The organism is Streptomyces sp. NPDC054887, assembly GCF_053610585.1.
Genome location: NZ_JBSGYQ010000031.1, coordinates 51,573 through 71,044, shown reverse-complemented (window position 1 = coordinate 71,044; position 19,472 = coordinate 51,573). Strand labels below are relative to the sequence as shown.

The following is a 19,472-nucleotide window of genomic DNA, read 5'->3' as shown; positions in this document are numbered from 1 at the left end:
GTCTGATGTCGAATCATGCCGGACTGTCGTCCTGAGCGCTGGACGCCCCCGCGAGTTCCGCGAGCCTGCGGTGCTCGGCGGCCTTCGCGTCGTGGATCGCGGCCATCCGCAGGTGGTACTCGCGCTGGCCCTGCTCGTAGATGTCCGGAATGCCGTCCTGGTCCTCGTCGCGCTCCTCCTCCTCGACCAGCGCGCGGTACTTGCGTACCCGCAGCTTCAGCAGAATCCCCGCAAGCGTGGCGGCGATCAGCGATCCGACGAGCACGGCGGCCTTGACGCGGCCGGTGAGTTCGTCGTCCCCGGTGAAGGCGAGCTCGCCGATGAGCAGCGAGACGGTGAAGCCGATGCCGGCCAGCGAGGCGACGGCGAAGACGTCCGGCCAGGCGAGCTCGTCGTTGAGCTCGGCCCTGGTGAAGCGGGCCGCCAGCCAGGTGCCGCCGAAGATGCCGAGGGTCTTGCCGACCACCAGACCGAGGACGACGCCGAGCGTCTCCGGCCGGGTGAACACGTCGGTGATCGCCCCGCCGGACACCGAGACCCCGGCGGAGAACAGTGCGAACAGCGGTACGGCGATGCCCGCGGAGACCGGCCGTACCAGGTGCTCGATGTGCTCGCCGGGGGAGTGCGCCTCGCCTTCCTCGCGCGTGCAGCGCAGCATCAGGCCCATCGCGACACCGGCGATCGTGGCGTGCACGCCGCTGTTGTACATCAGACCCCAGATCACCAGGGCCAGCGGTACGTAGAGGTACCAGCCGCGCACCCGCTTGCGCAGCAGCAGCCAGAAGACGGCCAGACCGGCGGCCGCCCCGCCGAGCGCGGCGAAGTTGAGGTCGCTGGTGAAGAACACGGCGATGATCAGGATCGCGAACAGGTCGTCGACGACGGCGAGGGTGAGCAGGAACGCGCGCAGCGCCGACGGGAGCGAGGTGCCGAGCACCGCGAGGACGGCCAGCGCGAAGGCGATGTCGGTGGCGGTCGGGACGGCCCAGCCGCCCATGCTCCCGCCCCCGGCCGCGTTGACCGCGACGTACACGAGGGCCGGCGCCAGCATGCCGCTGAGGGCGGCGATGACGGGGAGGGCGGCGGCCTTGGGGTCGCGCAGTTCGCCGGCGACCAGTTCGCGCTTGAGCTCGATGCCGGCGACGAAGAAGAAGACGGCGAGGAGGCCGTCGGCTGCCCAGTGCTGGACGGAGAGGTCGAGGCCCAGCGACCCGGGCCCGAGGTGGAAGTCGCGTACGGACTCGTAGCTGCCGCTCAGGCCGGTGTTGGCCCACAGCAGCGCGGCGACGGCCGCCGCCAGGAGCAGTACGCCGCCGACCGTCTCGGTGCGCAGCGCCTGGGCGACGAAGGTGCGCTCGGGCAGCGAGAGGCGTCCGAGGAAGGTGCGGACACCGGGCGGGGGCTTTCGAGCCGACGGGTCCTGCGGGCTCTGCGGTGCGGTCGGGCGGGGCGCGGACACGGGGAGGACCTCCGGTCGGTGGGCAGCAGGGAGCACATTGCCGACCAGACTTCCCGGCGCACCTGTGGAGTTTTGACGCGTTCCTCACGCGGTCGTCCACTCTACCGGTGTGCGCAAGGGCGTAATCCGGTGTTGTGCACCTTACGAGCAGAACGTACGGGAAACGCAGAACGGGCACCTGGCGGGGATGCCGGGTACCCGTTCTGGACGCTCGTACGAGCGGCGGAAGCCGTCAGTCCTCGTTGGACGCGCTCGGCAGCTGCGTCTGGATGAGGTCCATCACCGAGGAGTCGGTGAGCGTGGTGACGTCGCCCAACTGCCGGTTCTCGGCCACGTCGCGCAGCAGCCGCCGCATGATCTTGCCGGACCGGGTCTTGGGCAGCTCGGCCACCGGGAGGATCCGCTTGGGCTTGGCGATCGGGCCGAGGGTCGCGCCGACGTGGTCGCGGAGCTCGCCGACGAGGGTGTCCGTCTCGGACGCCGTACCCCGCAGGATCACGAACGCGACGATGGCCTGACCGGTCGTCTCGTCGGCCGCGCCGACGACCGCCGCCTCGGCGACGGACGGGTGCGACACGAGCGCCGACTCCACCTCGGTGGTCGAGATGTTGTGGCCCGACACCAGCATCACGTCGTCGACCCGGCCGAGCAGCCAGATGTCGCCGTCGTCGTCCTTCTTCGCTCCGTCGCCCGCGAAGTACTTGCCGGGGAAGCGGGACCAGTAGGTCTCGATGAAGCGCTGGTCGTCGCCCCAGATCGTACGGAGCATCGACGGCCACGGCTCGGTGAGGACGAGGTAGCCGCCGCCCCCGTCGGGCACCTCGTTGGCCTCGTCGTCGACGACGGTCGCGCTGATGCCGGGCAGCGCCCGCTGGGCGGATCCGGGCTTGGTCGCCGTGACGCCGGGCAGCGGCGAGATCATCATGGCGCCGGTCTCGGTCTGCCACCAGGTGTCGACGATCGGCGTACTGCCCGCGCCGATGTTCTCCCGGTACCAGATCCACGCCTCCGGGTTGATCGGCTCGCCGACCGATCCGAGGACGCGCAGGCTGCTCAGGTCGAACTTGGCGGGGATGTCGTCGCCCCACTTCATGAACGTGCGGATCGCGGTCGGCGCGGTGTAGAGGATCGTGACGCCGTACTTCTGGACGATCTCCCAGAAGCGCCCCTGGTGCGGGGTGTCGGGCGTGCCCTCGTACATGACCTGCGTCGCCCCGTTGGCCAGCGGTCCGTACACGATGTACGAATGCCCGGTCACCCAGCCGATGTCGGCCGTGCACCAGTAGACGTCGGTCTCCGGCTTGAGGTCGAAGACGGCGTGGTGGGTGTACGCGGCCTGGGTGAGGTATCCGCCGGAGGTGTGGAGGATGCCCTTCGGCTTACCCGTCGTGCCGGACGTGTAGAGGATGAAGAGCGGGTGCTCTGCGTCGAACGCCTCGGGGGTGTGCTCGGGGGACTGGCGGGCGACGATCTCGTGCCACCACACGTCCTTGGCGTCGTTCCACGCGGTCTCCTGCCCCGTGCGGCGCACCACCAGAACGTGCTCCACCTGCGGGCACTTGGCGACGGCCTCGTCGATGGCGGGCTTGAGCGCGGAGGGCTTGCCGCGCCGGTAGCCGCCGTCCGAGGTGATGACGATCTTGGCGTCGGCGTCCTGGATGCGGGAGGCGACCGCGTCGGCCGAGAAGCCGCCGAAGACCACCGAGTGCGCGGCTCCGATACGGGCGCAGGCCAGCATCGCGACGGCGGCCTCGGGAATCATCGGGAGGTAGACGGCCACCCGGTCGCCCTTGCGGACGCCGAGCTCCGTGAGGGCGTTGGCCGCGCGCGAGACCTCGTCCTTGAGCTCGGCGTAGGTGATCGCGCGGGTGTCGCCGGGCTCGCCCTCGAAGTGGATGGCGACGCGGTCGCCGTTGCCGGCCTCGACGTGGCGGTCGACGCAGTTGTACGCGACGTTGAGCGTGCCGTCGGCGAACCACTTCGCGAACGGCGGGTTCGACCAGTCGAGCGTCTCGGTCGGCTCGGTGGCCCAGGCGAGCCGCCGGGCCTGCTCGGCCCAGAAGCCCAGCCGGTCCGCCTCGGCCTGTTCGTACGCCTCCGCCGTGACGTTGGCGTTCGCGGCCAGCTCGGCAGGCGGCGCAAAGCGGCGCTCCTCCTTCATGAGGTTGGCCAGGCTTTCGTTGCTCACGACATCTCCCATTCCCAGGGCGTCCGATGTGTCCCGTGCCCTAGCTCATCAGTCCCGTGCCCGGGTGACAAGAGTCTTCCGGAAATTGGTTTAGACCTGTGAGCTGCGGCGCGCCGCATCCGGTCCGCTTTCGGCGGCGGCGTACGGCCCCTCCCCGCAGGGCGGTGCGGGGAGGGGCCATACGGTCTCACGGACGCGGAGCCCGGTCGGTTCAGGCGGGTCGGGCAGGCGCGTCGGGCCGAGGGCCCCGGCGCCGCCCCCGGTCCTCATGTCCGTTCAGACGCGCGCCCCTTCGAGGGAGCCTTCCGGCCGCGCGTCCGTCTGCCCGTCCGACCGTGCCTCGGTCTGTGCTTGCGTCCGCTGTGCTTGCGCCCGCTGTGCTTGCGCCCGCGCGGCCGACTCGCAGTGCTCCGAGTGCGCCGAGTCCTCCGGGTCTTCGGCCGGGTCCACCCGGTCGAAGACCGCGTCGGTCTCGCCGATCCGCACACCGTCCTGGAGCAGATACGCCTGGGCCTCGCCGACATGGAAGTACATGCCGTGCAGTTCGAGCGTGCCCTCGTCGAGCCGCCGCCGCACCGATTCGTGCGTATGGAGGTGCTCCAACTGCTGGACCACGTTGGTGAGGCAGAGCTGCTCGACGGCGTCCGCCGGCATCCTCCCCGAGATCCTCGCCCAGGAGTGCTTCCTGCTCCGCATCCGCTCCAGGCTGGGCGCGGCGTGCCGCAGCCAGCGGCGCAACGGCGTCCGGTCCCCGTCCGGCGCGGTCCCGGGCGGCGTGTTGAGCAGGGCCTGCATCGCGCCGCAGCCCGAGTGCCCGCAGATGGTGATCGACTGCACCTTCAGTACGTCCACGGCGTACTCGATGGCCGCGCCGACCGAGTCGTCCGCGCTTTCCGCACCCGGCGGCGGCACCAGGTTGCCCACATTGCGCACGGTGAAGAGGTCGCCGGGGCCACTCGACGTGATCATGCTGGTCACGAGGCGGGAGTCGGCGCAGGTGATGAACAGCTGCGACGGCGTCTGTCCCTCACGCGCGAGCCGGGCCAGCTCCTCGCGCACCAGTGGCGCCGTGTTGCGCTGGAACGCGCTCAGGCCGGTGGCGAGTTGGCCGCCGCTGCCGCCGGCGCGGCCGGGCGAGGCCGACGACGGGGAGCCCGTGTGGTCGTCGCAGTGGTGGTTGCGCCACGGGGTCCACGGCCGGCAGCAGCTGTGCGAGGAGTGTGCGCCGCGTGAGCCGCCGTCGCAGGCGCCGTCGGTCTCGGCGCCCGACGCCGGACCGGCGAACCGGTTGCCCGAACGTCCGGTGATCTCGACCCGGCCGCCGTGCGCGGCGTGCGCGTCCTTCCAGTCCTGGAGCGTCTCGTACGCGGCGTGGTCCATGAACGACCCGTCCAGCTCGACGTGCGCCTCCGAGCCGCGGGGCACCTGGTTCAGTGCCCGGCTCAGCCGCGGCACCGCGAGGAAGGTCAACTGCCCCCGCACCGTGATGCGGTGCGTTCCGTCCGCGGTGGTCTCGGCGGTGATGTGCGTCTTGGCCAGCCGGTGGAGTGCGACCGCGACCGCCACCGCGATCCCCATCGCCACCCCCTCCAGCACGCCCAGGAGGACCACCCCGGCGATCGTGACCAGGTAGACCAGCATCTCGCGGTGGCGGGAGGCGCTGCGGATGCGCGTGATGCTCACCATCTGGAAGCCGACGAGCATGACCAGGGCGGCGAGCGCGGGCAGGGGGATCAGGTCGAGGACCGGCACGAGGAACAGTGCGGCCAGCACGATCCACAGGCCGTGCAGCATCGTGGAGTGCCGGCTGACCGCCCCCGCCGACACGTTGGCGACGCTGCGTACGGCGACCCCGGCGACCGGCAGTCCGCCGAGCGCTCCGGACACGATGTTGGCCGCACCCTGGCCCGCCAGTTCGCGGTCGAGGTTCGAGCGCTGCACTTCGGCGGTCGGGTTCTTGCGGGCGGCCACCAGCTTGTCCACGGCCACGGCCGACAGCAGTGACTGCACGCTGGTGACGAGCGTGACGGTGAGCACGGCCGCGGCGATGCCCAGCACCGGGCCCTCCGGCAGCCCCGGCAGCGCGTGACTGCTCCAGGACGGCAGGTCGACGTGCGGCACGTTCATCCCGGCCAGCGCGGAGAGCACCGCGGCGGCGGCCACGGAGACGAGCGCGGCCGGGACCGTCCGGGCGATCCGGCCCGTACGCCCCGGAATGTGCGGCCAGGCGAGCAGTACGGCGAGCGTGAGGGCGCTGACCAGGATGGCCGGGCCGTGCAGGTTGGCGAGCTGGTGGGGCAGGTCGCGGACGTTGTCTACGGCGGAGCTCTCGGGGTTGCCGCCGAGCACGATGTGCAGCTGGGCCAGTGCGATGGTGACGCCGATGCCGGCGAGCATGCCGTGCACGATCGCCGGACTGACGGCGAGGGCGGAACGGGCCACCCGCACGGTGGACAGGGCGAGTTGGCACAGGCCGGCGAGGACCGTGATGGCGCAGGTGGTGCGCCAGCCGTACTGCTGGATCAACTCGGCCGTCACGACGGTCAGCCCCGCGGCGGGCCCGCTGACCTGGAGGGGCGCCCCGCCGAATCGGCCCGCCACCAGGCCGCCGACGGCGGCGGCGACCAGTCCCGCCTGGAGGGGGGCGCCGGTGGCCAGGGCGATCCCGAGGGACAGCGGCAGTGCGATGAGGAAGACGCAGATCGAGGCGGACACGTCCGCCCCCGCGACGCGGAAGCGGCGGCGGGGCCCCCGGCCGGGCGGAGGGCTGTGCGGACGCTGTGAGCGGGGTGCCCCGGCGGGGGGCGCGGAGTGGTCGGTGCTGGTCGGGATGCAAGCAGTCATGGTTCCCGTCTCCTCCGGGGCAGCGCGGTCGCGGAACGTGGGGACGCGGCCGTGGGTCACGGCGTGCAGCGGCGGGATTTCTCAACTCTCAGTAAATGAATGGTAATGCAGAGTAAAGAACCAAAGGGGTGAATGCGGCTAAATGGCGCAACCTTTCATTCGTTCCGGTGAACCGGGATTTTGAGCGGCTTGTCATATCAATCCCTCGGTCGGGTCATGCGACCTTTGCTCCGCTGTGCAGTCATTTCAGCGGATAAGCAGATAATCCCGACGGAAGAGGGTGGGCGGAATGATGGCCGCCAAGAAGAGGATCACCTTCGGCTTCGCCGCCGTGGCCCTGGCCGGCGCACTCGCCGCCTGCTCGGGGCCCGGCGCCCCGGACGGCCCCGGCGCCCAGGAAGGCGCACACGGAGCGAAGAAGGGCGCGCCCAAGGCGGCGGCGCCCAAGAGCGCGGTGCGCCTGATCGGCGACGGCTCGACGGCGTACACGGGGAAGCAGCCGCACGTGCTGCGGCCGGAGCGGCTGAAGCCCGGTCAGGCGCCCCCGCAGTTCGTCGTCTTCTCGTGGGACGGGGCCGGCGAGGACAGCCAGCGGCTGTTCTCGCACTTCCGCGAGGTCGGCAAGAGGTACAACGCGACGATGACGTACTTCCTGAGCGGCGTGTACCTGCTCCCGGAGGACAAGCGGCACCTCTACGACCCGCCGCAGCACTCCACCGGACGCTCCGACATCGGCTTCAACGACGTCGCGGGAATCAGCGACACCGTCGACCAGCTGCGTGCGGCGTGGCTGGACGGCAACGAGATCGGGACGCACTTCAACGGCCACTTCTGCGGCAAGGACGGCGGCGTCGGCACCTGGTCGCCGGAGGAGTGGAAGAGTGAGATCGCGCAGGCCAAGGCGTTCGTGAAGCGCTGGAAGACCAACTCGGGCCTGCGGAACGCCAAGCCGCTGCCCTTCGACTACGACAAGGAGCTCGTCGGCGCCCGCACCCCCTGCCTCGAAGGGCAGAAGAACATGATGACGGCCGCGAAGGAGCTGGGCTTCCGGTACGACTCCAGCGGCGTGGGCAAGCAGGTGTGGCCCAAGAAGACCGCCGGCCTGTGGGACATGCCGCTCCAGCTCGTACCGGTGCCGGGACGGGCCTTCGAGACCCTCTCCATGGACTACAACTTCATGGTCAACCAGTCCGGAACGGTCAAGGGCGACCCGTCCCGGCACCGGTACTGGGGCAACCAGATGCGCGACGGCCTGCTCCAGGCCTTCGACCGCTCGTACAACGGCAACCGCGCACCGCTGATCATCGGCAACCACTTCGAGTCCTGGAACGGCGGCACGTACATGCGCGCCATCGAGGAGACGATCAAGACGGTCTGCGTGAAGCGTGACGTGCGCTGCGTCTCCTTCAAGCAGGTGGCCGACTGGCTGGACGCGCAGGACCCGGAGGTGCTGGACAGGATGCGCACCCTGGAGGTCGGCGAGGCGCCGAAGGACGGCTGGGCCGCGTTCCTCGCCAAGCAGCCTTCGGCCGCCCCGAGCGTCGGGACGGCCTCCCAGGTCAAGCGGGCTGAACGGCACTGACCTCCGCGAAGTGCTCCCCGAGGACGAAGGCGGGGTCGACCTGGGCGGCCAGGTCGGCGCCCGTCTTCGCGTTGCCCCAGCTCTCCGCGTTCTTCAGGTGGAAGTGCACCATCTGGCGTGTGTAGCGCTCCCAGTCGCGCTCCGCGTACGAGTCCTCGGCGGCGTTCTGCAGGACCTGGAGGGCGAGGCGGTTGTCCGCCTCCAGCAGCTCGAAGCGGGACGGCCGCCCCTTCTCCATCGAGCGGACCCAGTCCGACGCGCGGACGGTGACCAGGAGGTCGTCGCCCACCTGCTCACGCAGGAAGTCGATGTCGTCCTGGCCCTGCACCTTGTTGCCGACGACCTTGAGGGACACGCCGAAGTCGCGCGCGTACTCCTTGTACTGGCGGTACACGGACACGCCCTTGCGGGTCGGTTCGGCCACCAGGAAGGTCATGTCGAAGCGGGTGAAGAGGCCGGAGGCGAAGGAGTCGGAGCCGGCCGTCATGTCGACGACGACGTACTCGTCCGGGCCGTCGACCAGGTGGTTGAGGCACAGTTCGACCGCTCCCACCTTGGAGTGGTAGCAGGAGACGCCCAGGTCGGACTCGGTGAACGGGCCCGTGGCCATCAGCCGGATGTCGCCGTCGTCGAGCACGACGGTACGGGCGCACGCGTCGTACACCGGATTGTCCTCGCGCACCCGGAGCAGGCGGGAGCCCTCTCCCGGCGGGGTGGTCTTGATCATCGTCTCGGCGGAGGCGATACGCGGATTGGTGCCCCGCAGGTAGTCCTTGATGAGGGGCAGGTGCGCGCCCATCGCGGGCAGCGCCGCGGCCTGCGCCTCGTCGAGACCGAGCGCGGCGCCCAGGTGCTGGTTGATGTCGGCGTCCACGGCGATGACCGGGGCCTCGTTGGCGGTGAGGTGGCGGATGAAGAGCGAGGACAGCGTCGTCTTGCCGCTGCCGCCCTTCCCTACGAAAGCGATCTTCATGTTCACCAAGGGTAATCGCATGATTGCGTGCCGTGCGCGCGTGGAGTGAAGAAGACCACTCCAAGGTGGGGTCCGTGCCAGGGGTGCGTAGGCTCCTTACCTATGAGTACGACTGCTGATCCACTCGCGGCGCTGGGCGCGCTGCCCGGCGTGCCCGAGGCCGTGGACTCCGTACGCAAGGCCGTCGACCGGGTCTACGGACACCGCGTGATGCGGCGCCGCAGCAACGAGATCACCGCGGAGGCCGCCCTGCGCGGCGCACGCGGGTCGGCGGCGCTCTCCGGCGCGGACTGGGCTCTGGAGGAGGTGCGCCGGCGTACCGACTTCAGCATCGACGAGGAGTCCCGGATCGTCGGCGCGGCGCTGCGTCTCACCGCCGAGGCCGGCCAGCTGCTGTCGATCTGGCGCCAGTCGCCGCTTCGGGTGCTGGCCCGGCTGCATCTGGTGGCCGCGGGCGGCGCCGGAGTGTCGGACGAGCTGGTGGGCAGGCCGCGGCTCGCGGGCGAGCCGGTGGACGAACCGCTGGTCGAACTGCCGCTGCCGGGTGCCGACGAGGTGGCGGGGCGCCTCGAAGGGCTCTCTGAACTCATCATCGCGGGCGGTTCCGCTCCCGCCCTGGTGACGGCGGCCGTGGTGCACGGTGAACTGATGGCGCTGCGCCCGTTCGGCTCCCACAACGGCCTGGTGGCGCGTACCGCCGAGCGGATCGTGCTGATCGGCAGCGGTCTCGACCCGAAGTCCGTCTGCCCGGCCGAGGTCGGCCACGGGGAACTCGGACGCGCGGCGTACGTGGCGGCTCTGGACGGCTACGCCTCGGGAACACCGGAAGGCATGGCCGCGTGGATCACCCACTGCGGGCGTGCGGTGGAACTGGGGGCCAGGGAGTCGACGGCTGTCTGCGAGGCGCTTCAGCGCGGCGCCGCCTGAGCGGCTTCTACAAGCCCTCCGGCGGCACGAAGGGTTGCGGCGGTACCGGTGACCGGTACCGCCGCTGGCACGTCCGCCCAGTTACCATGCGTCCTCGAAATTTTGCCCATCAGGTCGGGTACTTTGCCCGTCACCTGGTGCGGCTGGCCCGTAATCGACGGGTCGACGTCGCGTGGGTGCTCGGCTTCCATGCTCGGTCCGTGGGGCCTTGCTGCGTTCTAGGTCATCCTCTCGGATGTCCCTGGTCTCGCGGGCCGTTAAAACCTTTGTACTCCTGAAGCCGGGGAAGCGAAAGCCCTGGACGCGCCTCTTCGCCCCTCAGTTCAAAACCGGGCAAAGGTTTCGTATCGGCGGCTCCGTCGCCGCCCCGGCCGGCGGCTGACGTACCAGACCAGGCCCGCGGTGGCCGCCGCCGCTCCGACCGCCGCCGCGGCGACCAGGGCCGGCCGGGGCGGCATGGAGAACGCGGGCAGCCGCTGCTTGAGGCGGACCGGACGGCTGAAGACGAGAATCGGCCATTCCCGAGCGACCGCCTCTCGCCGCAGCGCCCGGTCCGGGTTGACGGCGTGGGGGTGGCCGACCGACTCCAGCATCGGCACGTCGGTGGCCGAGTCGCTGTACGCGTAGCAGCGCGCCAGGTCGTAACCCTCGGACGCCGCGAGCTCCTTGATCGCCTCGGCCTTGGTGGGGCCGTACGCGTAGTACTCCACTTCGCCCGTGAAGCAGCCGTCGTCGCCGACGACCATCCGGGTCGCCACCACGCGGTCGGCCCCCAGGAGCTCACCGATGGGCTCGACCACCTCCGCGCCGGACGTGGAGACGATCACGACGTCGCGGCCGGCGGTGTGGTGCTCCTCGATGAGGGAAGCCGCCTCGTCGTAGATGATCGGGTCGATCAGGTCGTGCAGGGTCTCGGCGACGATCTCCTTGACCTGCTGGACGTTCCACCCCTTGCAGAGCGCGGAGAGGTACGCGCGCATGCGTTCCATCTGGTCGTGGTCCGCGCCGCCGGCGAGGAAGACGAACTGGATGTACGCCGTCCGCAGTGCGGCTCTGCGGCTGATCAGTCCGCCTTGATAGAAGGACTTGCTGAAGGTCAGCGTGCTCGACTTCGCAATGACGGTCTTGTCGAGGTCGAAGAAGGCGGCTGTTCGCGGCAAGGAGCGTTTTTCCACGAGGCGAGCATAGGCGCCCACCATTCGGCGTACGCTGTGGCGCGTGGGTTTGCCTGAGAAGGCTCTCGGGTACACCATGGAAGTCACGGATCGTTCGCGACCGTGCTACCCCGGTCCGACTCCTCCCCCCCCGAGTCGGCCGTGGAGACGACCCCCGTTCTCCCCCCCGACGGGGGTCGTCGCATGTCCGGATGCATTTCGGTCGTCCGGTTGTGCTCATTTCTCCCCCTCTTGGCCCTTGGCCGCGACTGCCTTCCACTCCGTGGACGCGTGACGCTGTGTAGTCGTTCCGCCGCTCTCCGGAAGTCACCGGTATAGGTGAGCGGGATATTCACAAGCGGCGAGTTGTCCACGGTTTTTCAGCAAGATCCACACGATTTCCGAGATCCCCCCACGGTGATTCCGTCCGCGAAGTTCGCGGACGGAAGGAATCACTGGGAGAGGGGGCGGAGATCGTGGCCGGATCCAGGACACCCGACCGACCGCAGGTCGCCGAGGCGCGGCAGGGCGGACCGCTGATCGTCACCGAGGACGTCGACCTGCTCGACGATCTGCTGCGGCTGTGCGCCGCCGCCGGAGCAGAGCCGGAAGTCCACCACGCGGTGCCCGAGCGTCGGGGCGGCTGGGAGGGCGCACCGCTGATCCTCGTCGGGGACGACGCCGCCGAACGGGTGCGCGAGGCGGTTCTCGGACGTGGGGCGGTGCGGCGGAGCGGCGTGATGCTCGTCGGCAGGGACCAGGACGACCCCCACGTGTGGCGCCGTGCGGTGGAGATCGGCGCCGACCACGTGCTGCGGTTGCCCGACGCGGAGAACTGGCTCGTCGAGCGGATCGCCGATGTCGCGGAAGGCGTGGGGCGGCAGGCGGTGACCGTGGGCGTGCTCGGCGGCCGGGGCGGCGCGGGAGCCTCGACGCTGGCGTGCGCCCTGGCGGTGTCAGCGGCCCGGTCGGGTCGGCGCACCATGCTCATCGACGGCGACCCCCTGGGCGGCGGGCTCGACGTGCTCCTCGGCGGCGAAGCCGCGGAAGGCATGCGGTGGCCGAATTTCGCCGAGTCCAGAGGGCGGGTCGGCAGTGGGGCGCTCGAAGAGTCGCTGCCCGAATTGCACGCGCTGCGCGTGCTGAGCTGGGACCGTGGTGATCGAGTCGTCATCCCGCCGGAAGCGATGCGCGCGGTGCTGGCCGCCGCGCGCCGGCGGGGCGGAGTGGTGGTCGTCGACCTGCCGCGCCGGGTCGACGAGGCCGTGGCCGAGGCGCTGGCCCAGCTCGACCTCGGACTGCTGGTGGTACCCGCGGAGCTGCGGGCCGTAGCGGCGGCGAGCCGCGTCGCCTCGACCGTCGGGATGGTCCTGGGGGACCTGCGGGCGGTGGTGCGCGGGCCGTACGCCGCGGGGCTGGACGAGGAGACGGTGGCGGGGCTGCTGGGGCTGCCGCTGGCCGGCGAGCTGCCGGTGGAGGCGGGGCTGCTGGAAGCCCAGGCCGGCGGGACGCCGCCGGGCGGCAGCGCGCGGGGACCGCTGAGCCGGTTCTGTACGGCGTTCTGGGAGCAGGCGCTGGCCGGGGGCGGTGTCTCATGAGCGCGGGAATGCTGGACGCCGTGCGGCGGCGGCTCGCGGAGAGCGGGGCCGAGCCGACACCGGCGCGTGTGGCCGCGGCGCTGCGGGCGCAGGGCCGACTGCTCGGGGACGCGGAAGTCCTGGGGGCGGCCGAGAAGCTGCGGTGCGAGCTGGTGGGCGCCGGAACGCTGGAACCGCTGCTCGCCGACCCGTCGGTGACGGACGTCCTGGTCTCCGCCCCCGACCGCGTCTGGGTGGACCGGGGCAGCGGCCTCGAACTCACGGAGGTCTGCTTCACCGACGCGGCGGCCGTCCGCAGGCTCGCTCAGCGGCTCGCGGCGGCGGCGGGGCGGCGGCTGGACGACGCGAGGCCGTGGGTGGACGCCCGGCTGCCCGACGGGACGCGGATGCACGCGGTGCTGCCGCCGGTGGCCGTCGGCTGCACCTGCCTGTCGCTGCGGGTGGTGCGGCCGAAGGCGTTCTCGCCGGCCGAACTCGTCGCGGCCGGGACGGTGCCGCCGGGCGGGGACGCGGTGCTGCGGGCGCTCGTCGAGGCCCGGCTGTCGTACCTGGTCAGCGGTGGCACCGGGACGGGGAAGACCACCCTCCTCTCGACACTCCTGGGGCTCGTCGGTGAGCGCGAGCGGATCGTGCTGGCCGAGGACTCGGCGGAGCTGAGACCCGATCACCCGCATGTGGTGCGCCTGGAGTCGCGGCCCGCCAACCAGGAGGGCGCGGGGCAGGTCACGCTGCGGGACCTGGTGCGCCAGGCCCTGCGGATGCGGCCCGACCGGCTGGTGGTCGGGGAGGTGCGCGGGGCCGAGGTGACGGAGCTGCTGGCCGCGCTCAACACCGGCCATGAGGGCGGGTGCGGGACCGTGCACGCCAACGCGGCGACGGATGTCCCGGCGCGGCTGGAGGCGCTCGGTGCGGCCGCGGGGCTCGACCGGGCGGCGCTGCACAGCCAGTTGGCGGCGGCCCTGGCGGTGGTCGTGCATCTCGCGCGGGACCGGGACGGGGCGAGGCGGGTCGCGGAGATCCATGTGCTGGAGCGGGACCCGGCGGGGCTGGTGGTGACCGTGCCCGCGCTGCGGTGGGGCGCCCGCGCCTTCTCGTACGAACGCGGCTGGCCTCGGCTGCGTGCGCTGATCGGGGGTGCGATGTGACCGGGGCCGGGGCGGCGCCCTTGTACGCGGCGGTGGTGTGCGCGGGGGCCGCGGCCTGGTTGCTGGCCGGGCGTGACGCGGACCTGCGGCGGGCGCGGCTGATGCTCGCGGGCGGGGGCGTGGAGACCGGCGGTCCGCAGGCGCTGTGGGAGCGGATGGCGGGGGCTGTGCGGGGACGGCTGGGGCGCGAGTGGCTCTGCGTGCCGGTGGCGCTGGCGCTGGCCGTACTGGGCGAGTCGGTGCTGCCGTGCGCCGCCGGGGCGGTCGCGGTGCCGCTGGTGAGACGCCGGCTGCGGGCCGTGGAGCGGCGCCGGGAGCGGGAGCGGCGCGCGGAGGCGGTCGTCGCCCTCTGCGGCGCGGTGGCCGGTGAGCTGCGGGCGGGGAGGCAGCCGGGGCAGGCGCTGTTCGCCGCCGCCGCGGGCACCGGTGGGCTGGGCGCCGCGCAGGCCGAGGTACTGGCCGCGGCGCGCTTTGGCGGGGACGTACCGGATGCGCTCCGCCGGGCCGCTCGCGAGCCGGGGGCCGACGGGCTCGCGGGGGTCGCCGCGTGCTGGCGGGTGGCGGTGGACGGTGGCGCCGGCCTCGCGGCCGGACTCGACCGGCTGGAGGGAGCGCTGCGGGCCGATCGGGAACAGCGCGAGAACCTCCGGGCCCAGCTGGCGGGCGCCTGGGCCACGGTGGCACTCCTGGCGCTGCTTCCGGCGGCCGGACTGCTGATCGGCAGCGTGCTCGGGGCCGAACCGCTGCGGGTGCTGCTGCACACGCCGGCCGGGCTCGGGTGCCTGCTGGTCGGCGGTGCGCTGGAAGGCGCGGGCCTCTTCTGGGCCCGGCGCATCGTACGACGGGGGGAGGGGGCATGAGCCCGGAAGTTGTTTACAGGCTGGGGGTGGCCGTGTCCGTCGCGGCCACGGCGGTGTGGCTGGTCCTCGCGTGGGCCGGGCGACGGCGGGAGCGCCTTCTGCGCGCACGGCTGGCGTCGCTGCTGGCCGTGGAGGCGGCGGGATCCCCTGGGACGGGCTCCGGACGCCGGTGGCGGTGGAGGCCCGCGTACGGAGACCGCCTGCTGCGCTGGGGCGCGCCACTGGGAGCCGCGGTCACCACGTATGTGCTGGTCGGCGGGCTGCTCGGCGGTGCGCTGGGGGCGGTCGCGGCGTACGGGGCCGCACGGTGGCAGCGCGGGCGGTCGCGGTGCGACCACCGCCCGGTCGACGCGCGCCAACTGCCGCTGGCGGCGGATCTTCTGGCGGCCTGCATCTCGGCCGGCGCTGGCCCGCGCGAAGCGGCGGAGGCGGTCGGGGACTCGCTCGGCGGCCCCGTGGGCGAGCGGCTGGCCCGTACCGCCGCCGAGCTCCGGCTCGGCGGAGAACCCGCCGACGCGTGGGCCGGCCTGGCCGCGATACCGGGCGCCGGCGGACTGGCCCGCTGCCTGGAACGGGCGGGGGCCTCCGGGGCTCCGGCGGCCGAGCCCGTGACGCGGGTGGCCGAGAGCCTCCGAGCCGACAGGGCGCGGGAGGCATCGGCCCGCGCCCAGCGGGCGGGCGTGCTGATGGTCGGGCCGGTGGGGCTCTGCTTCCTGCCCGCCTTCCTGGTGGTCGGAGTGGTGCCCGTGGTGATCGGCCTGGCGAGCGGACTGATGAACGGCGACTGACCTTGCACGGCAACTGACCCTGTACGGCAACTGACCTGGAACGGCGAACGACCTCGGAGGTCGACATGCGGATGTGGAATGCGGCGCGGGTGCTGGCGCGTGGCCTCGTACAAAGGGCGGCCGCGGGCCGCGGTGGGGACGCGGGGATGACGACGTCGGAGTACGCGATGGGCACGATCGCCGCCTGCGGCTTCGCGGCGGTGCTCTACAAGGTGGTGACGAGCGACATGGTCTCGTCTGCCCTGCAGGCGGTCGTGGGGAGGGCGCTCGATGTGCCGTTCTGAGACCCGGGGACGTGGGGACCGGGGTTACGTCACGGCGGAGGCGGCCGTGGTGGTGCCGGCGCTGCTGCTCTTCACCATGGCCCTGGTGTGGGCGCTGATGGCCGTCTGTGCGCAGATCCAGTGTGTGGACGCGGCCCGAGCGGGTGCGAGGGCGGCCGCTCGCCAGGAGCCGAGGGAGGAGTCGATCGCGGCGGCCCGGCAGGCGGCCCCGCGCGGCGCGCGCGTCACGCTGACCCGCGAGGGCGACCTGGTCCGTGTGGTCGTCGAGGCCCCCGCCCCGGCCCTGAGCGCCGTGCCGCTGACGGTACGCGCAGAAGCAGTCGCGCCGGCCGAGGAGACCGTGGAGGTGGCGGTGTGAACGGGATGCCTGGCTGCGGGTCCGGCGGCTGCGGTCGTGCCGCCTGGGCCGGCACGGGCAGCCGTGCCTGGGGCGGTCGGCGGGGCGGCCTTGCGGGGGAGGGCCAGCGGGTTGGTCCTGCCGGGGACGGCCCGCCGGGTGGCCCCGTCGGGGACGGTCGTCGGGATGGCCGGGGCGACGGCCGGCGGGACGGCCCGCGTCGAGGGCCCTTACAGGGGAAAGGTGCTGATCGGGGGGCGGCGACCGTGTGGGCCTTGGGGGTGGTTGCCGTGCTCGGGGTGGTCTTCGCCGTGGTGCTGGCGATGGGGCAGACGGTCGTGGCCCGTCACCGGGCCGGGAGCGCCGCCGACCTGGCGGCACTGGCGGCGGCGGGGCAGTGGTTGCGGGGTGAGGCCACCGCGTGCGGTGAGGCGGCCGAGGTCGCCGCGGCTCAGGACGCTCGGCTCGTGAGGTGCTCCGTGCGCGGCGAGGTCTCCGACGTGACGGCAGAGGCGGCCGCAGGGCCCTACAGAGTGGCTGTGAGAGCCCGCGCGGGGCCGGCCGGTCCCAGCGGATGACCGCAGCGTCCACGGGCCCTCAGCGGGCTCAGGGAGCTTCCCGGGCATTGGGGGTGGAAGGGGGGTCCTGGACCTCTGGGATGTGTGGGGTGGGGGAGACGTCCCTGGGTGCCTGAACGTCCCGGGCGTCGGGAGCGTCCGGGGCGTCCGGGACCTCCGAGGCGTCCTGCGGGCACGCGGGGTCCGCTGCCCGGTCGGCCGGCCCGGTGTCGCCCGGCGGCTGTGGTGCACCGCGCAGGAGGACGGTCAGGAGGCGGACTGCGGCGCGCTTGTTCAGGGGGTCGTTGCCGTTGCCGCACTTCGGCGACTGGATGCAGGAGGGACAGCCGGCCTCGCATTCGCAGGAGGCGATGGCCTCGCGGGTCGCGGTCAGCCACTCCCGTGCCGTGTGGAAGGCCCGCTCGGCGAAGCCCGCGCCGCCCGGGTGGCCGTCGTACACGAACACCGTCGGCAGCAGCGTGTCCGGGTGGAGCGGGACCGAGACACCGCCGATGTCCCAGCGGTCGCAGGTGGCGAAGAGCGGCAGCATCCCGATGGAGGCGTGCTCGGCGGCGTGCAGGGCGCCGCCCAGCTGCTCGGGGGCGACGCGGGCGGCGTCGAGCTGGTCCTCGGTCACCGTCCACCAGACCGCGCGGGTCCGCAGCGTACGGGGCGGGAGGTCGAGTTTCGTCTCGCCGAGCACCTCGCCGGTGATGAGTTTGCGCCGGAGGAAGGAGACGACCTGGTTGGTGACTTCGACCGAGCCGAAGCACAGGCGGCCTTCTCCCCAGGGGATCTCGGTGTCCGTCTCCAGGACGGAGATCGCGGTGGTGTCGCGGGCGGTCGTCGAGTACGGCGGGTTCGCCTCCTCGACGAGGGCGACCGCGCCGTGCGGGTCGGCCAGGTCCAGGTGCCGCACCAGGTACGTACGCCCCTGGTGGAGGTGGACAGCGCCGTCGTGCACGGAGGCGTGGGCGGCCGACGCGTCGACCGTGCCGAGCAGTCGGCCGGTCTCCGCCTCGACGATCTGCACGGACCTGCCGCCCTGGCCCCGGATGTCGGCGAGGTCGGCGGCCCGCTCGCGACGGGTCCAGTACCAGGACCTGCCCCGGCGGCGGAGCAGGTTGGCGGCCTCCAGCTGCGGCATCAGGTCGGCGGCGGCCGGGCCGAAGAGATCGAGATCGGCGTCGGTCAGCGGGACCTCCGCTGCGGCGGCGCACAGATGGGGGGCCAGCACGTACGGGTTGGCGGGGTCGAGGACGGTCGATTCCACCGGTTGGCGGAACAGGGCGTCGGGATGATGGACGAGATACGTGTCCAGGGGGTCGTCGCGGGCCACGAGGACCGCCAGGGCGCCCTCGCCCGACCGGCCGGCCCGCCCCGCCTGCTGCCACAGCGAGGCCCGGGTGCCGGGATATCCGGCGATGACGACGGCGTCGAGCCCCGACACGTCGACGCCGAGTTCGAGCGCGGTCGTCGCGGCGAGGCCGAGGAGCTCGCCGGAGTGCAGGGCGCGCTCCAGGGCCCGGCGTTCCTCCGGGAGGTATCCGCCGCGATAGGCGGCGACCCGGGCCGGCAGCGAACGGTCGACGGCGGCCAGTCGTTCCTGGGCGATGAGGGCGATCAGCTCCGCGCCGCGCCGGGAGCGGACGAAGGCGACCGAGCGGACCCCCTGCACGGTCAGGTCGGTGAGGAGGTCCGCCGTCTCCGCCGTGGCCGTCCGTCGTACGGGCGCCCCCTTCTCGCCCTGCAGTTCGGTCAGAGGTGGCTCCCAGAGGGCGAACACCAGTTCCCCGCGCGGGGAGGCGTCGTCCGCGACCTGACGGACGGGAACGCCGGTCAGCCGGCCCGCGGACACGGCGGGGTCCGCCGAGGTGGCGGAGGCGAGCAGGAAGACGGGATCCGCCCCGTAGCGCGCGCACAGGCGGCGAAGGCGGCGGATCACCTGGGCGACGTGGGAGCCGAAGACGCCGCGGTAGGTGTGGCACTCGTCGATGACCACGTAGCGCAGGGCGCGCAGGAAGGAGGCCCACCGGGGGTGGGAGGGCAGCATGCCGAGGTGGAGCATGTCCGGGTTGGTGAGCACGTAGTTGGCGTACTGACGTACCCATTCGCGTTCCTCGACCGGCGTGTCGCCGTCGTACACCGCCGGCCTGACGGCGTTGCCCAGCGGCGCCGCCAGGGCCTTCACCGCGCGGCGCTGGTCGGCCGCGAGCGCCTTGGTGGGGGCCAGGTACAGGGCCGTCGCGCCGCGCCCGTTCGCGGCCTCGGAACCGTCCAGGAGGGTGGTCAGCACGGGCGCCAGGTAGGCGAGCGACTTCCCGGACGCGGTGCCGGTGGCGATGACGACGGACTCCCCGTCCAGGGCGTGCTCGGCGGCCTGTGCCTGGTGGGTCCAGGGGTGCTCGATCCCGGCGGCCCGGATCGCTGCGATCACTTCCGGGCGGATGCGGTCGGGCCACACTGCATGAGACCCCGCACGCGGGGGCAAGTGCTCCGTATGAGTGATGCGCGAGGACCGGCTCTCGCCTGCCGTGAGCCGGTCGAGGACCGTGCGGGGAGCGGGGCGCGCGCCCGTGTTCTCCCCTGGTCTGCTGGGACGGTGATTCTTGGCCATCGGCACCGAGTGTGTCACTGGCGTGACGGACAATGGTTCCAAGGCATCGTGCATGCCTGCAGGTAAGTGATTGAATGCCATCGCGGCTGGCGTTCCGTCCTCTGGCTCCGCCGGGGAGACCTCAGGGGGGCGGCCGCTCGATAGCAAGGTGCTGGAGGA

Annotated in this window: 14 protein-coding genes and 1 pseudogene; 9 read left to right on the top strand and 6 right to left on the bottom strand. The window is 72.4% G+C overall.

What is annotated here, in order from left to right; genetic code table 11:
• Positions 1-13: 13 nt before the first annotated feature.
• The 3 genes from nhaA to ACWGH0_RS18990 form a co-directional block, all read right to left on the bottom strand.
• Positions 14-1,459 (bottom strand): Na+/H+ antiporter NhaA, encoded by a 1,446-nt coding sequence (gene nhaA, locus ACWGH0_RS19000; protein WP_453405315.1) that lies wholly within the window; start codon positions 1,457-1,459, stop codon positions 14-16.
• 232 nt (positions 1,460-1,691) lie between these two features.
• Entirely contained in the window at positions 1,692-3,659 is a 1,968-nt protein-coding gene (gene acs, locus ACWGH0_RS18995) for an acetate--CoA ligase (protein ID WP_453405314.1), read from the bottom strand.
• A 264-nt stretch (positions 3,660-3,923) separates the two neighbouring features.
• Positions 3,924-6,491: a bifunctional SulP family inorganic anion transporter/carbonic anhydrase gene (locus ACWGH0_RS18990; RefSeq protein WP_453405313.1), complete on the bottom strand. Its 2,568-nt coding sequence runs from the start codon at positions 6,489-6,491 to the stop codon at positions 3,924-3,926.
• 289 nt (positions 6,492-6,780) lie between these two features.
• On the opposite strand from ACWGH0_RS18990, the gene ACWGH0_RS18985 reads away from it, so the two are divergent.
• The gene (locus ACWGH0_RS18985) at positions 6,781-8,073 is read left to right on the top strand and encodes a hypothetical protein (protein WP_453405312.1); all 1,293 of its coding nucleotides are present in this window, start codon (positions 6,781-6,783) and stop codon (positions 8,071-8,073) included.
• On the opposite strand, the gene ACWGH0_RS18980 is transcribed toward ACWGH0_RS18985, so the two are convergent.
• On the bottom strand, positions 8,051-9,046 hold the full coding sequence (locus ACWGH0_RS18980; RefSeq protein WP_453405311.1) for an ATP-binding protein: 996 nt from the start codon (positions 9,044-9,046) through the stop codon (positions 8,051-8,053). The two genes, ACWGH0_RS18985 and ACWGH0_RS18980, sit on opposite strands and share 23 nt — an antisense overlap.
• Before the next feature lie 102 nt (positions 9,047-9,148).
• Here ACWGH0_RS18980 and ACWGH0_RS18975 point away from each other — a divergent pair, with 102 nt between their 5' ends.
• A complete protein-coding gene (locus ACWGH0_RS18975) occupies positions 9,149-9,973 on the top strand; it encodes an oxidoreductase (RefSeq protein WP_453405310.1) in 825 nt (274 codons plus the stop codon).
• Between the two features lie 323 nt (positions 9,974-10,296).
• Here the strand turns inward: ACWGH0_RS18975 and ACWGH0_RS18970 are convergent, their stop codons facing one another.
• Positions 10,297-11,172 (bottom strand): HAD family hydrolase, encoded by an 876-nt coding sequence (locus ACWGH0_RS18970; RefSeq protein WP_453405309.1) that lies wholly within the window; start codon positions 11,170-11,172, stop codon positions 10,297-10,299.
• A 431-nt stretch (positions 11,173-11,603) separates the two neighbouring features.
• Here ACWGH0_RS18970 and ssd point away from each other — a divergent pair, with 431 nt between their 5' ends.
• The 7 genes and pseudogenes from ssd to ACWGH0_RS18935 form a co-directional block, all read left to right on the top strand.
• A complete protein-coding gene (ssd, locus tag ACWGH0_RS18965) occupies positions 11,604-12,725 on the top strand; it encodes a septum site-determining protein Ssd (RefSeq protein ID WP_453405308.1) in 1,122 nt (373 codons plus the stop codon).
• Entirely contained in the window at positions 12,722-13,870 is a 1,149-nt protein-coding gene (locus ACWGH0_RS18960) for a TadA family conjugal transfer-associated ATPase (protein WP_453405307.1), read from the top strand. Before ssd ends, ACWGH0_RS18960 begins: the two co-directional genes overlap by 4 nt.
• A complete protein-coding gene (locus ACWGH0_RS18955) occupies positions 13,867-14,730 on the top strand; it encodes a type II secretion system F family protein (protein WP_453405306.1) in 864 nt (287 codons plus the stop codon). The genes ACWGH0_RS18960 and ACWGH0_RS18955 overlap by 4 nt, the downstream gene beginning before the upstream one ends.
• Positions 14,727-15,518 carry a type II secretion system F family protein gene (locus tag ACWGH0_RS18950; protein ID WP_453405305.1) on the top strand — a complete coding sequence of 264 codons (792 nt, stop codon included), beginning with the start codon at positions 14,727-14,729 and terminating at the stop codon, positions 15,516-15,518. The genes ACWGH0_RS18955 and ACWGH0_RS18950 overlap by 4 nt, the downstream gene beginning before the upstream one ends.
• Before the next feature lie 71 nt (positions 15,519-15,589).
• Entirely contained in the window at positions 15,590-15,802 is a 213-nt protein-coding gene (locus tag ACWGH0_RS18945; RefSeq protein ID WP_453405330.1) for a DUF4244 domain-containing protein, read from the top strand.
• The gene (locus tag ACWGH0_RS18940) at positions 15,789-16,160 is read left to right on the top strand and encodes a TadE family type IV pilus minor pilin (RefSeq protein ID WP_453405304.1); all 372 of its coding nucleotides are present in this window, start codon (positions 15,789-15,791) and stop codon (positions 16,158-16,160) included. Before ACWGH0_RS18945 ends, ACWGH0_RS18940 begins: the two co-directional genes overlap by 14 nt.
• Positions 16,161-16,384: 224 nt before the next feature.
• A pseudogene (locus tag ACWGH0_RS18935) lies at positions 16,385-16,717 on the top strand (Rv3654c family TadE-like protein); the annotation flags it as partial.
• Between the two features lie 28 nt (positions 16,718-16,745).
• Here the strand turns inward: ACWGH0_RS18935 and ACWGH0_RS18930 are convergent.
• Complete coding sequence (locus tag ACWGH0_RS18930; protein WP_453405303.1) at positions 16,746-19,394, bottom strand: DEAD/DEAH box helicase; 2,649 nt, start codon at positions 19,392-19,394, stop codon at positions 16,746-16,748.
• Positions 19,395-19,472 lie beyond the last annotated feature (78 nt).